Genomic DNA, 13,572 nt, shown 5'->3' on the forward strand with positions numbered 1-13,572 from the left:
AATCACCACATGCCTCATCATTTCCTCCCAAGGAGTCACCCCCTTGTTATAGGGCGGACCGGGCGGAAATCAAACAGGCGAGCGAAAAATTAACCCTGGGTGACGTCACCCTCGACGCGGGCGGCCAGCGAGGCGGCCATGAACTGGTCCAGGTCGCCGTCGAGAACGCCCTGGGTGTCCGAGGTCTCCACGTTGGTGCGCAGGTCCTTGACCATCTGGTAGGGCTGCAGCACGTAGGAGCGGATCTGGTGGCCCCAGCCGATGTCGGTCTTCTGGTCCTCCAGCGCCTGGGCGGCGGCTTCCCGCTTCTGCAGCTCTGCCTCGTAGAGACGGGCGCGCAGCATGTCCCAGGCCCGGGCCCGGTTCTGGTGCTGCGAGCGCTCCATCTGGCAGGCCACGGCGATGCCGGTGGGGATGTGGGTGATGCGCACCGCCGAATCGGTCTTGTTGATGTGCTGGCCGCCCGCTCCGGATGCGCGGTAGGTGTCGATGCGGCACTCGCTCTCGTTGATCTGGATGTCGATGGTGTCGTCGATCACCGGATAGACCCAGGCCGAGGAGAAGCTGGTGTGGCGGCGCGCCGCGCTGTCGTAGGGCGAGATGCGCACCAGCCGGTGCACGCCGCTTTCGGTCTTCAGCCAGCCATAGGCGTTGTGGCCGAGGATGCGCACGGTGGCCGACTTGATGCCCGCCTGCTCGCCGGAGCTTTCTTCCAGCCATTCCACCTTGTAGCCGTGCTTCTCGGCCCAGCGGGTGTACATGCGCAGCAGCATCTCGGCCCAGTCCTGGGACTCGGTGCCGCCGGCCCCGGCGTTGATTTCCAGATAGCAGTCGTTGTGGTCGGCCTCGCCCGAGAGCAGGGTCTCCAGCTCCATCTTGCCGGCGCGCTCCTTCAGGGTGCGGACCTGTTCCTCGGCGTCGTCGACGACCGTCTGGTCGCCCTCCATCTCGCCCAGTTCGATCAGTTCGAGCAGATCGGCCAGTTCGCGCTCCAGCGCCCGGCAGCCCTGGATGGCGCTGTCCAGCTCGTTGCGCTCGCGCATGATCTTCTGGGCGCTGGCGGCATCGTTCCACAGATCGGGATTCTCGGCCGAGGCGTTCAGCTCGTCGAGCCGCATCAACGCTTCGTCCCAATTGAGATGACGCTTCAGCAGGGCGGCCGACCGCCGGATATCCTGGGCGAGCGCCTCGATCTCGGCCCGCATGGCTGTTCCCCTATGGAAATGTGGAGGCGCCCTTTGTAAGGAACTCCGCCCAGACTGGCAACCCGAGAGATTCCACCCGAGAGATTCCGGGATCAGCGCGGCGGCGGCCCTCCCCTGGGCGGCGGCGGCCGCCAGCGGGCGACGGCCTGACGGCCCTCCGGCGACATGGCCGACGCGGCTTCGAGAATGACCTCGGCGACGGCCTCGTCCACGGCGCCATGGGCCTGCCGCCCCTCGGCCAGGACGGCGCGCAGGGATTGCGCGTCGAAAGCGGGAGCGGCCAGCGCCGCGGCGACCCGTTCCGGCAATCCGGTCCAGACGCGGTGGCTGGCCTCGACCTCCTGGGCGCGGCGGCCGATTGCGGCGCGCAGGACGGCGGCGTCGGCCGGCGGCAGATCCGCCGCCAGCCGCTCGACGAAATGCAGCGGGCTGGGCGGTCCGCCGCCGGGCGGACGCGGCGGTGGGCCCGGCTCGCGCATCACCAGCACCGTGCCCAGGAAGACGTTGAGGGCCAGCGACGCCGGCAAGGCCCAGCGGGACAGGAATTGAAGCCCCATCAATACTCCAGCTCCGCGTAAGAGGTTGCGACGAACAACTGGTCGAGGGCGACCACCTCGGCGGCGGGACGCAGGTCCCGGCCGACCACGATGCCCAGCAGGGCGGCGGCGGCCATGGGCAGGGCGAAGCGCGACAGGAGCGGCAGACCGGCCAGCCATCGGCCGAATCCCAGCGCGGCGACCGTCGCCGGGCGCGGCTCGTCCAGGCGGGCCATCACCCTGTCCATGACGCGGGCGACGCGGTCGGGCGCCACCTCCACCGGCGGCGCCAGCCTGCCCATCAAATCGTCCAGATCGTCGGCACTCATGTCACGTCTCCCATGCCCCGGATGCCCAGACGGGCCAGGGCGGCCCTCAGGTTGCGCTTGCCCCGCACCAGCAGGGCCTCCATGGCGCCAAGCGACAATTCCAGCACCCGCGCCGCCTCGGGCGCGGTCAGGTCGCCGAAATAATATAGCGACAACGCCTGGCGTTGTCTGGCCGGCATCTCGGCCATGGCCGCCGAGACCAGCCGTTCCCGCTGGCGCGCCATGGCCCGCTCCAGTCCGCCCGGCGACGGGTCGACCGGCTCCTCCGCCTCCTCCGCCGCCACGAACCGTCCCCGGCGCAGGCGGTCGAGACTGGCGTTGAGCACCACCCGGTAAAGCCAGGTGGAGAATCTGGCCTCGCGGTCCGGCTGCCAGCGCGCCGCCAGGGTCCATACCTTCAGGAACGCCTCCTGCACCACCTCGTCGGCGTCGTCGGGATTGCGCAGCACCCGGGTGGCCAGCGCCAGCATGGCGCGGACATGCCGTTCCATCAGCCGCTGGAAGCTCCGGCGGTCTCCCTGGGCGATGGCTCGCAGCAGATCATCGTCACTGGCCGCGTCCCCTTCCGGACACGCCCGTCCGCCCTGGCCCACGCCACCTCCGCGACAACCGTCATCGCAGGATTGAACGGGCCGGGGCGGGCTATCCATGCGGAAAATCATGCGCTCCCCCGGCAGAATCTGCCGCCCCTCCCGGCAGGTTCTGCCGGGGAAGCCATGAGCAGGGAAGGGAAAACCGCGGCCATTTCGCACCGGATCAAGGGGTTACGCCGCAACGCCGGCCCTGGCCCCCGCCTTGCAACGGTATCCGTCGGGCCGGCACGTGACACCGCATAGGAATACTGCGGTGCGAACGGCATTTTCAAGAAAAACATAAGAAATAATTTAGAATTTTTCCGCGCATGGAAAGTATATTTTACTGCGTGTGACGACTCGATCGGAATCATATCCGCTCAGTTCATGACTGATGGAGAGTCGCTATGCTACACGGACCAGACGCTTCCGCCTCATCATCCACATATAACATAAGCTCAGTCTTCAAGAGGATTGACACCAACTCCGACAGCTCCGTCGATCGCGCGGAGTTCATCGCCGGCAAGCCGGACGATGTCAGCGAGGAGCAGGCCGGCGCCCTGTTCGACAGGCTGGACTCGTCGGGCACGGGCGCGCTCAGCCAGGACAGCCTGACCGCCGCCGTCCAGCAGATAGCGGCCAGCATGCAGTCGGTGCTGCTGCAATCCCAGGAAATCGGCCAGGGAAACAGGCCCGGCGGCCCGCCCGATCCTGAACAGATGATCGAGGACCTGGACAGCGACGGCGACGGCACCGTCAGCCGCGACGAGTTCGTGGCGGGCCGCCCCGATGGCGTCGGCGAGGAACAGGCCGACACCTTCTACGACAAGATCGCTGCGGCCGCCGGGGCGGATTCCGCCTCGGGCCTCAGCCAGGAACAACTGGCGGCGGGCATGAAGGCCGCCGGACCGCCCGAGCGGACGGCAAGCGGCCAGACCACCGCCACGGCGACGCGATCGGCCGGTGGCGAATTGTTGCAGGAGATGCTCAAGGCCATCGGCTCGTACCAGAAGGCCAGCCTGCTCGGCGCCGCCGCCTGATCCGCCGCCGCCCCCATGCCGTCTACCCCTTTCGGCATGGGGGCGATTTTTTCCGCAAGGATCGGGGAAGCCCCGGCGTTCAACCGGGCAGAACCTTTTGTCTCAGAAGGAGATCGGCCATGTCCATCGCATCCGTGGGGAACCAGTCCTCGCCGCAATCCCTGTTGCTGACCGACCTGAAAAAGAACGGCCTGTCGTCCGAGGTGGCGACCCAGGTCGAATCGGAAATCCAATCGGTGCTCCAGTCCCAGGCCGAGTCGGGCTCGCCCCCCTCGCCCACCGACGTGCGCACCGCCATCGAGGCCCGGCTGAAGGAAGACGTCTCCTCCGGCTCGCTGACCCAGGAACAGGCCGACGCGGTGATCGCCGCCCTGGACGAATTCGAAAGCCGCATCCGGCAATCGCCCCCCTCCGGGGCCGGCCAGAAGGGTCCCGACGCCGCCGAACTGTTCGCCAAGCTGGACGGCGACGGCGACGGCACGGTGACCCGCGACGAATTCGTCGCCGGCCGCCCCGACGACGTCAGCGAGGAGCAGGCCACCGCCTTCTACGACAAGATCGCCGAGGATAGCGGCGGCGACGCCGATGTCGGCCTGACCCAGGAACAGTTCGCCACCGGCCTGCAGAACGCCGGACCTCCGGCCGGCGGCGGCGCTCCTCCGGCGGGCGGCGGCGGTGGCGGCGGGGCGGCGGGCGTCGGGTCCAGTCAATCGTCGGACGAAGTGGTCTCGGTGACCACCACCACCTCAGCCGACGGCACCAAGACCACCGTCACCAAATATGCCGACGGCTCAAGCTCGACCTCGGTCACCTACGGCCAGACGGACGCCTCCAGCGCCGACGCGCTGCAATCCATCCTGAAGTCGCTGACCAAGGACAGCGCCGATTCCGACGATACGGCGTCCTATCTCGGCAAGCTGCTGTCGGGGCGCCTGGTCGATACGGTGGCCTGATCAGCAGCGGGGGACGGGCGAGCGGAACCGGGCGGCAAGCCCCCCCAGCGCCGCCTTGCGGCCGCTCACCAATCCCTCGATCTTCTGCCGCACCTGGGGCAGCGAGCGCACGTCGTCGAGACGGCGGCGCAGGAAACCCCAGGTGTCGGCCGAACCTTCGGATTCATCATCCAGCCAGTACAGCAGGGTGGCGGAATAGACCGCCGCCAGGGTGGCGCGCTTGGAATACCACGAGAAATCGTGGGAGCGGTCGCCCACCGCCAGCCAGACGGCATCGGCGGTCCCCCAGGTCAGGCGGGCCGCCAGAACCAGATTCTGCGGCAGGGCCAGCAGCGAGGTGGCGCGGCGGATGGCCTCCTTGTGCTCGGCCCAGCGGTCAAGCCGCAGCTTCACCGCCAGGAACACCTTTTCGCCCACGCCGCGCCCCTCCAGGCCGGCCTCGGCCAGATCGGCCTCCAGCATCCGGTTGGCGTGACCGACCAGATGGGCGACGGCGTCGACGGCCCCCCGGGGGAACAGGCGCGGCAGCGGCGCCCGGTCCAGTCCCAGGTCGTCGGCCGCCGCCTCCAGGGTGGCCAGCGACCAGCCGTCGAAGGCCGCATGGGGCAGCATGGCGGTCACCAGGGCATCCTTGAGCGGACGCGTTTCCATATCCAATTCTCCTCGACCGCGGATAAATATGTTTTCCCGGTTATAGAACCCCGCCTAACCCCTTCACAAGGGGGCGGCACTGTGCTATCAACCCACCTCCCCGGACGGCAGAGATGCCGTGCGTCGGGAGGGTTTTCAAGCGTAGAGGAGCGGTGGCGAAAAGTGCAAGTTCTCGTTCGTGACAACAATGTCGATCAGGCCCTGAAGGCGCTCAAGAAGAAGATGCAGCGCGAGGGGGTTTTCCGCGAGATGAAGCTTCGCAGGAACTACGAAAAGCCGTCCGAGCGTCGCGCCCGTGAAAAGGCCGAAGCTGTGCGCCGCGCCCGCAAGTTGGAGCGCAAGCGCCTGGAACGCGAAGGCTTCTAAAGCTCGCTTATCGGCCGCACCGAAAAAGGGGGCGGCCGGACCGGAAATTCAAAGCGTCGCCATCGCTGGCGCCACGACCCTGTGTCGTGGCGCCTTTCGGTCTTTGCCTTTTGCCTAATGTCAAATTAGCCGGAGCATGCTATACCAGCACCACAAATGTGGGATTGGGTTATGGAAGGGGGAAGTCTGTCATGGAATTGCTGCGTAATCTTAGGATTGGGCGACGAATCCTTCTGGCCTTCCTTCTTCCCGTCTTCGGTCTTGTCGCCTTCTCCGGCTACGTCATCGTGCTGCGCTGGCTGGTGGTCGCCGACACCAGCGGACTGATCCGCATGGCCACCATGGCCAACAGCGTCAGCGCCGTGGTTCATGAACTGCAGAAGGAACGCGGATCGTCGTCCCTCTACGTGGCCAGCGGCCGCAAGCAGTTCGGCGACCGGGTCGAGGCCCAGCGCAAGCTGTCCGACGAGGCGGCCAAGCGCTTCGAGGCCGAAAGCGCCGAATCGGCCGCCGCCCTGGGAACCGAGTTCGGCGCCTCGCTCGCCAAGGCGCGGGAAGCCCTGGCCGGGCGTGCCAAATTGCGCTCGGACATCGATGCCGGGAGCGTCGACCGCAATGCGCTGTTCCAGGCCTATACCGGCCTGATCAAGGTGCAGTTGGACATGGTGGGCCAGATGGCCCGCCTGACCCCCGACAAGAAGGCCGCCGAGGCGGTGGGCGCCTATCTCGCCTTCATGGAGGCCAAGGAGCGGGCCGGGCAGGAACGCGCCACCGGCGCGGCGGGCTTCGCCGGCGCCTTCGACGCGGTGATCTACCGCCGCCTGGTGTCGCTGATCGCCGACCAGGAGATGCTGTTCGCCCACTTCATCCGCACCGCCTCGCCGGAACTTGTGGCCTTCTTCCGCGACAAGATGGGCGATCCCATCGTCGCCGAGGTCAATACCCTGCGCGAGGCGGCCCACGCCAAGGCCCTGGCCGGCGGCGAGGGCGTCCCCGCCCCCAAATGGTTCGAGGCCACCACCAAGCGCATCGACCTGATGAAGGTGGTCGAGGACCGCATCGCCGCCGATCTGGTCGCCTCGGCCACCAAGACCAGCTCGGACGCGCGCCTGTTCCTGTGGATGCAGATCATCGCGGTGATGGGCGGCCTGGGCGTCACCTTCGCCGCCGCCGGCGTGCTGGCCAAGGGCATCACCGGCCCCATCGCCGAGATCACCACCGCCATGAGCCGTCTGGCCACCGGCGACACCTCCATCACCGTGGGCGGGCTCGACCTGCAGACCGAGCAGGGCGAGATGGCCCGCGCCGTCGAGGTATTCCGCAACAACCACCTGGCCGCCGAGAGGCTGGCCGCCGAACAGGCCGCCGAGCAAAGCGCCAAGGAGCGCCGCCGCCAGGCCATCGAGCAGTTGACCGCCGCCTTCCGCCAGGAGGTTTCCGGCGCCCTGGCCGCCGTGGGCGACGCCACCCGCCTGCTGGAGAATTCCGCCAATTCCCTGGGCTCCTCGGCCCAGAGCATGGAAGGCCACGCCTCGGCGGTCGCCGCCTCGGCCGAACAGGCCAGCATCAACGTCGAAACGGTGGCGGGCGCTGCCGAGGAACTGGCCGCCTCCATCAACGAGATCAGCCGCCAGGTCGCCACCTCGGCCCAGGTCTCGCAGGAAGCAGTGGCCGAGGCCGAGCGCACCAACGCCCTGGTCCACGGGCTGGCCGACGCCGCCCGCAACATCGGCGAGGTGGTGACCATGATCGGCGACATCGCCGGCCAGACCAATCTGCTGGCCTTGAACGCCACCATCGAGGCGGCGCGGGCGGGAGAGGCGGGGAAAGGCTTCGCCGTGGTGGCCAACGAGGTCAAGAACCTCGCCACCCAGACCGGAAAGGCCACCAGCCAGATCACCGAACAGGTCAGCGCCGTCCAGTCGGCCACCGATCAGGCGGTGTCGGCCATCCAGAGCATCGGCGCCATCATCGAGCGCATCAACCAGGTCTCGTCGGCCATCGCGGCGGCGGTGGAGGAACAGGACGCCACCACCCGCGACATCGCCCGCAACGTGGCCGAAGCCGCCGACGGCACCCGCGACGTGTCGCGTCACGTCACCGACGTCACCAGCGAGGCGGGGGAGACCGGCAAGACCGCCTCGGACGTGCTGGGCGCCGTCCAGGCCCTGGGTCGCCAGTCGGACAGCCTCAACACCTCGGTCCAGCGCTTCCTGGCGGGGGTGGAGCGGGCCTAGGGCCAATCGACATTCAAGCGGATGGGACGAAAAACGGGCCACAGATGAACACAGATTCCCGCTACGCGGGACACAGATAAGGAATATTCTCAATTCATCTGTGTTTGCCTGTGTTCATCTGTCGCTGAAATTTCTGTCTGGAAGACGCTCTGGCCTGAAATCAGCCGAATTCCCTGAGCCTAAGGTTCTGGTCTGGAAAGGCGCTGAAAACAAAGCGGCCGGGCGCCCTGGGACAGCCCGGCCACTTCCGTTCATGGAGCCTACTTGTCGAACGGCGCCGGACGGGGCGTCGCGTCCGAGGACGGCGGCAGAATGGGCAGCTTGAAGCTGGGCTGGTCGCCGGTCAGGGTCTTGAGGAAGGCGACGACCTTGCCGTTCTCGTCGTCGGTGAACTGGCGGCCCAGCTGGATACGGCCCATGGTGTCCACCGCCTGCTTCAAGGTGGCGGCCTCGCCGTCGTGGAAGTAGGGATAGGTCAGTTCCACGTTGCGCAGCGTCGGAACCTTGAAGTTGAAGCGGTCGGCCTCGTCCTTGGTCACCGCCACGCGGCCCTCGGCCGGGCTGCTGGCCTTGTAGGACTCGACCACGCCCATCTTCTGGAACGAGTTGCCGCCCACCGCCGCGCCGTTATGGCAGGCGGTGCAGCCGGAATCCTTGAACAGGCTGTAGCCGGCCACTTCGTCCTTGCTCAGCGCCTTCTTGTCGCCCTTCAGCCACTTGTCGAAGCGGGAATTGGGGGTGACCAGGGTCTCTTCAAACGCGGCGATGGCCTTGGTGACGCCGTCGATGGTGACCTTGTCGTTGCCGAAGACCGTCTTGAACTCGGCGACATAGCCCGGAATCGACTGGAGGACGTCGACCGCCAGTTCGTGGGTGAAGGCCATCTCGCCGGGATTGGCGATGGGGCCGCCCGCCTGGGCCTTCAGGTCCTTGGCGCGGCCATCCCAGAACTGGGCGAGATTCATGCTGGAGTTCAGCACTGTCGGGGCGTTGATCGGCCCCTTCTGCCAGTTGTGGCCGATGGAGGTCTTCAGGTTGTCGGTACCGCCCAGCGACAGGTTGTGGCAGGAATTGCACGAGATGAAGCCCGACTTGGACAGGCGGGTATCGAAATAGAGCTTCTTGCCCAACTCGACCAGCCCGGCATCCTTGGCCTTGGCTGCCGGAATGGGCTGGATCGGTTCGGACGCCGCCAGGGCCGGAACGGCCTGCATCCCCAGGAAAAGGGCGAGCGAAAGCGTCATGCGTCTGATCATGGCATGGTCCCCTGATGTCGATTGTCAGAACGTGGCCGCCCCTCGGAGGATCTCCCCGCCCCGCCGGCTCTCTCCATCCGGCGATGGCCCGAGACACGAACACCCCCACATACTCACAACTTCATTGTGGGTTTGGAAGATGTATTTAGAATTCTTCTAGATCTAAACTATCCGCCTATGCCTTAAAGCAAAACGGCAGCCCCCTTTCGGAGGCTGCCGCCTTTGTCATAAACGTGGAGGAGCCTAGGCCTTCAGAGCGGTCAGCACCTCGTCGAGCATCTTCTTGGCGTCACCGAACAGCATCCGGTTATTCTCCTTGTAGAACAGCGGATTGTCGACGCCGGCATAACCCGACGCCATGGAGCGCTTCATGACGATGGAGGTCTTGGCCTTCCACACTTCCAGCACCGGCATGCCGGCGATGGGGGAGTTGGGATCCTCTTGCGCCGCCGGATTGACGATGTCGTTGGCGCCGATGACCATGGCGACGTCGGTTTCGGGGAAGTCGTCGTTGATCTCGTCCATCTCCATGACGATGTCGTAGGGCACCTTGGCCTCGGCCAGCAGCACGTTCATGTGGCCGGGCATCCGCCCCGCCACCGGATGGATGCCGAAGCGCACGGTCACGCCCTTTTCCCGCAGATGCTTGGTGATCTCGTAGACCGTGTGCTGGGCCTGGGCCACCGCCATGCCGTAGCCGGGAACGATGATCACGCTCTTGGATTCCTTCAGCAGTTCCGCGGTGTCGGTGGCGCTGACCGGGATCACCTCGCCGGCCGGCTGGCCGTCGGCCGCCGCCACCACCGTGCCGCCACCGGTACCGAAGCCGCCGGCGATAACGCTGATGAAGTTACGGTTCATGGCCCGGCACATGATGTACGACAGAATCGCGCCCGAGGAGCCCACCAGGGCGCCGGTGACGATCAAGAGGTCGTTGTTCAGCATGAAGCCGGTCGCCGCCGCCGCCCAGCCCGAGTAGCTGTTCAGCATGGAGACCACGACGGGCATGTCGGCGCCGCCGATGGCCATCACCATGTGCACGCCGAAGGCCAGGGCGATCAGGGTCATGATGATCAGGGCGAAGAAGCCGCCGCCGACGCTCTCGGCGTTAAGGAAGCCCTTGCACACCCAGATCACCACCAGCAGGCCGGCCAGGTTGAGCAGGTGGCGGCCGGGCAGCAGCAGCGGCTTGCCGCCGATCTTGGCCGACAGCTTGCCGAAGGCGATCAGCGAGCCCGAGAAGGTCACGGCACCGATCAGGATGCCGATATAGATCTCCACGTCGTGGATGGTCTTCTCGGCGCCCACGAAGGTGTGGGCGGTATCGATATAGCTGGCGAAGCCCACCAGACAGGCGGCGAGGCCCACCAGGGAGTGCATCAGGGCGACCAGTTCGGGCATCTGGGTCATCTGCACGGTGCGGGCGGCATACAGGCCGACCGAACCGCCGACGGCCATGGCGATGACGATCCACGGCACGCCGGCCCAGGTGACCTGGGGACCGAACACCGTGGCGACCACGGCCAGCGCCATGCCGATCATGCCGAGCACGTTGCCGCGGCGGGAGGTCTCGGGGTTCGAGAGGCCGCCGAGGCTGAGGATGAACAGGATGGTGGCACCGATATAGGAAACGGTGGCGAGACTTGCGGACATGGTGCCCCCCTTACTTGCGGAACATCGCCAACATGCGCTTGGTGACCGCGAAGCCACCGAACATGTTGATCGAGGTGAGAACGATGCTGATCACCGCCAGCAGGCCGATCCAGAAACCGGGCCTGGAAACCCCTTCGCCCAGCGGCGGGGAGATCTGAACCAGGGCACCGATCACGATGATCGACGAGATGGCGTTGGTGACGCTCATCAGCGGGGTATGCAGCGCGGGGGTAACATTCCACACCACCATGTAGCCCACGAAACAGGCCAGCACGAACACGGTGAAGTGACCGAGGAAGGCTTCGGGGGCGTTGGCGCCCACGAACCAGAAGGCCAGAGCGCCCAGGCCGAAGGTGATGGCCAGGGACTTGGTCGACATGGGCTCGCCGGCACCGTGGCCGTGGCCGGACTTCTTGGCGGGCACCGGAGCGGCGGAGGCGGCCTTGGGGGCGGGCGGCGCCGGCAGCACCAGAGGCGGCGGCGGCCAGGTGATCTCGCCGTCCTTGATGACGGTCAGGCCGCGAATGGCGTCGTCGTCCATGTTGACGTCGATAATGCCGTCCTTGGTCTTGCACAACTCCTCGGTCAGGCGGAGCAGATTGGTGGCGTAGAGGGTCGAGGCCTGCTTGGACAGGCGGCTCGGCAGGTCGGCATAGCCGACGATGGTCACGCCGTGGCGCACCACCACCTCGCCCGGCACGGTCAGCTCGCAATTGCCGCCCTGCTCGGCGGCCATGTCGACGATGACGCTGCCGGCCTTCATGCTGCTCACCATCTCGGCGGTGATCAGCCGGGGGGCGGGCTTGCCGGGGATCAGGGCGGTGGTGATGATGATGTCCACCTCACGCGCCTGCTGCGCGTACATCTCGCGCTGGGCGGCCTGGAAGCCCTCGCTCATCACCTTGGCGTAGCCGCCGCCGCCCGAGCCCTCTTCCTCGTAGTCCACCTTGACGAACTCGGCGCCCATGGACTTGACCTGATCGGCCACCTCGGACCGGGTGTCGTTGGCGCGCACGATGGCGCCCAGGCTGACGGCGGTGCCCAGCGCCGCCAGACCGGCCACGCCGGCGCCGGCCACGAAGACCTTGGCCGGCGGAACCTTGCCGGCGGCGGTGATCTGGCCGGTGAAGAAGCGGCCGAACTGATTGGCGGCCTCGACCACGGCGCGGTAGCCGGCGATGTTGGCCATGGAGGACAGCGCGTCCATCTTCTGGGCGCGGCTGAGCTGGCGCGGCACGCAGTCCATGGCCAGGACCGTGATCTTGCGGGCGGCCAGGGCCTGCATCAGGTCGGGATTCTGGGCCGGCCAGATGAAGCCGATCAGAGTGGTGCCTTCCTTGATCAGCGCCACTTCGTCCATGGACGGAGCGCGGACCTTGAAGGCCATGTCGACGGAAGCCCAAAGTTCGGCGGCGCTCTTGGCGATGGTCGCCCCGGCAGCCACATAGGATTCGTCATCGAAATTGGCGAGCGCGCCCGCCTCCGTCTCGACCACCACGGAGAAGCCGAGCTTGATCAGCTTCTCGACGACGTCGGGAACCGTTGCCACCCGCTTTTCGTTGGGGAACGTTTCCCTGGGGACACCAATGGTCAGAGACATGGCTTCTCCTGTTGTTCGTTGTTACTGCGTTTGCTCTACATTTTTGCGGAAAACAATGCCCGCTGGGCAGCGGTTTGCCAAGCCCGATCGTGTTTGAAAATCAGTCGTTTGGCGGAATTGATCCCGATTGCCGCCCACCCTTTCATGCTGCACCGCAACACCCCCTTGTCACCTACACCACTTGGCTGCCGTGAACGAGTTGGAAAAAGGTGTCTATGGCCTTCGAGTAGCCGGGCGGAGGGAGGCGGCGCCACCCCTTCGGGCGGCAGCCGGCATGACTTGCATCAAGGCGCCCCCCTGCCCGTCCCACCACACTTCCCGGACGGGACAGGAGGAATGATGACCAGGACGGCATGGACGATTGCGGCGACGATCACCGCCGGTCTGGGACTGGCCGTTCCGGCCCGGGCCGAACCGGCCGGCTGGCGCTATGAGATCATGTGGGGCGGTTTCCATGCCGGCGAGATGGCGCTGACCCGCGAACAGCGGGACGAGACGGTGCGCACCGGCATGACCATCCGCACCGTGGGCCTGTTCGACAAGATCCTGCGCCTGCGCTTCGCCGCCGAGGGCGGCGGAACGGAGAAAGGCGCCGGCGAGCTGGGCTCGGAGCATTACCAGACCCGCTTCCGCAACCGCTATCAGGAGCAGATGCTGCGCGTCGTCTATGGCGGCGGCGAGGCAGTCACCGTGCTCGACGAGGTGCTGGCGGTGTTCTCCCCGCCCCCCGAGGACGACGAGCCCGCCCCCGCCGTGCCGGCGGACGCCAAACGGGGCGTGCGCGACCCGCTGACCAACGTGGCCATGGTGGGACGCAAGGCGCGTCAGGCCCTGGCGGCGGGCGGGCCGGCCAGCTTCCGCGTGGCCGGCTATGACGGCCGCCGCGCCTATGATTTCGACGTGGCGATCAAGGGCGCCAAACGCATCAACATCCGCGGCCGCGAGTTCGACGCCATCGAGATGACCATGGTCCTGCGGCCGGTGGCGGGCTTCAAGCCGCGCTTCCACAAGATGTGGGCCGGGGCCGAGTATGTCGTCCATCTCGACCCCGACAGCCTGCTGCCCCTCAGGGTCTATACCGACAGCTTCGCCGCCGCCACGGTGATCAACGCCATCGAGCCCTGCCGCGTCGCGGCGGAGCAATGCGCCCCGCTGCTGGCGGCGGGGGAATAGC

At 66.7% G+C, this 13,572-nt stretch carries 13 protein-coding genes; 5 read left to right on the forward strand and 8 right to left on the reverse strand.

All coding sequences use genetic code 11. From position 1 onward, the window contains the following. Positions 1 to 89: 89 nt before the first annotated feature. The 4 genes from prfB to H261_RS17420 all read right to left on the reverse strand — a co-directional run bounded on the left by prfB (position 90) and on the right by H261_RS17420 (position 2,663). Positions 90 to 1,205, reverse strand: a complete 1,116-nt coding sequence (gene prfB, locus H261_RS17405) for a peptide chain release factor 2 (RefSeq protein WP_008620101.1) — start codon at positions 1,203 to 1,205, stop codon at positions 90 to 92. A gap of 92 nt (positions 1,206 to 1,297) precedes the next feature. Then, the gene (locus tag H261_RS17410) at positions 1,298 to 1,762 is read right to left on the reverse strand and encodes a periplasmic heavy metal sensor (RefSeq protein WP_008620102.1); all 465 of its coding nucleotides are present in this window, start codon (positions 1,760 to 1,762) and stop codon (positions 1,298 to 1,300) included. Further along, positions 1,762 to 2,070, reverse strand: a complete 309-nt coding sequence (locus H261_RS17415; RefSeq protein ID WP_008620103.1) for a hypothetical protein — start codon at positions 2,068 to 2,070, stop codon at positions 1,762 to 1,764. Before H261_RS17415 ends, H261_RS17410 begins: the two co-directional genes overlap by 1 nt. Further along, positions 2,067 to 2,663, reverse strand: a complete 597-nt coding sequence (locus H261_RS17420; protein WP_008620104.1) for an RNA polymerase sigma factor — start codon at positions 2,661 to 2,663, stop codon at positions 2,067 to 2,069. Before H261_RS17420 ends, H261_RS17415 begins: the two co-directional genes overlap by 4 nt. A 386-nt stretch (positions 2,664 to 3,049) precedes the next feature. Between H261_RS17420 and H261_RS23505 the strand changes: the two genes are divergently transcribed. Both H261_RS23505 and H261_RS17430 read left to right on the forward strand, forming a co-directional pair. After that, entirely contained in the window at positions 3,050 to 3,682 is a 633-nt protein-coding gene (locus H261_RS23505) for an EF-hand domain-containing protein (RefSeq protein ID WP_008620105.1), read from the forward strand. A gap of 119 nt (positions 3,683 to 3,801) precedes the next feature. Further along, positions 3,802 to 4,635, forward strand: coding sequence for an EF-hand domain-containing protein (locus H261_RS17430; protein ID WP_008620107.1), 834 nt, complete (start codon positions 3,802 to 3,804; stop codon positions 4,633 to 4,635). On the opposite strand, the gene H261_RS17435 is transcribed toward H261_RS17430, so the two are convergent. Beyond that, positions 4,636 to 5,286, reverse strand: coding sequence for a COQ9 family protein (locus H261_RS17435; RefSeq protein ID WP_008620112.1), 651 nt, complete (start codon positions 5,284 to 5,286; stop codon positions 4,636 to 4,638). Between the two features lie 162 nt (positions 5,287 to 5,448). On the opposite strand from H261_RS17435, the gene rpsU reads away from it, so the two are divergent. Next, positions 5,449 to 5,652 (forward strand): 30S ribosomal protein S21, encoded by a 204-nt coding sequence (gene rpsU / locus H261_RS17440; RefSeq protein WP_002726599.1) that lies wholly within the window; start codon positions 5,449 to 5,451, stop codon positions 5,650 to 5,652. Between the two features lie 191 nt (positions 5,653 to 5,843). After that, entirely contained in the window at positions 5,844 to 7,889 is a 2,046-nt protein-coding gene (locus tag H261_RS17445) for a methyl-accepting chemotaxis protein (protein WP_008620117.1), read from the forward strand. Between the two features lie 260 nt (positions 7,890 to 8,149). Here the strand turns inward: H261_RS17445 and H261_RS17450 are convergent, their stop codons facing one another. From H261_RS17450 to H261_RS17460, 3 genes are all read right to left on the reverse strand, one after another. Then, positions 8,150 to 9,145, reverse strand: coding sequence for a cytochrome c peroxidase (locus tag H261_RS17450; protein WP_040476794.1), 996 nt, complete (start codon positions 9,143 to 9,145; stop codon positions 8,150 to 8,152). A 243-nt stretch (positions 9,146 to 9,388) separates the two neighbouring features. Beyond that, a complete protein-coding gene (gene pntB / locus H261_RS17455) occupies positions 9,389 to 10,798 on the reverse strand; it encodes a Re/Si-specific NAD(P)(+) transhydrogenase subunit beta (RefSeq protein ID WP_008620121.1) in 1,410 nt (469 codons plus the stop codon). A 10-nt stretch (positions 10,799 to 10,808) separates the two neighbouring features. Beyond that, the gene (locus H261_RS17460) at positions 10,809 to 12,398 is read right to left on the reverse strand and encodes a Re/Si-specific NAD(P)(+) transhydrogenase subunit alpha (RefSeq protein ID WP_008620124.1); all 1,590 of its coding nucleotides are present in this window, start codon (positions 12,396 to 12,398) and stop codon (positions 10,809 to 10,811) included. A gap of 336 nt (positions 12,399 to 12,734) precedes the next feature. On the opposite strand from H261_RS17460, the gene H261_RS17465 reads away from it, so the two are divergent. Beyond that, the gene (locus H261_RS17465) at positions 12,735 to 13,571 is read left to right on the forward strand and encodes a DUF3108 domain-containing protein (protein WP_008620127.1); all 837 of its coding nucleotides are present in this window, start codon (positions 12,735 to 12,737) and stop codon (positions 13,569 to 13,571) included. The last annotated feature ends 1 nt before the right edge of the window (position 13,572 follow it).

This window comes from Paramagnetospirillum caucaseum (assembly GCF_000342045.1).
Classification (GTDB): Bacteria; Pseudomonadota; Alphaproteobacteria; order Rhodospirillales; family Magnetospirillaceae; genus Phaeospirillum; species Phaeospirillum caucaseum.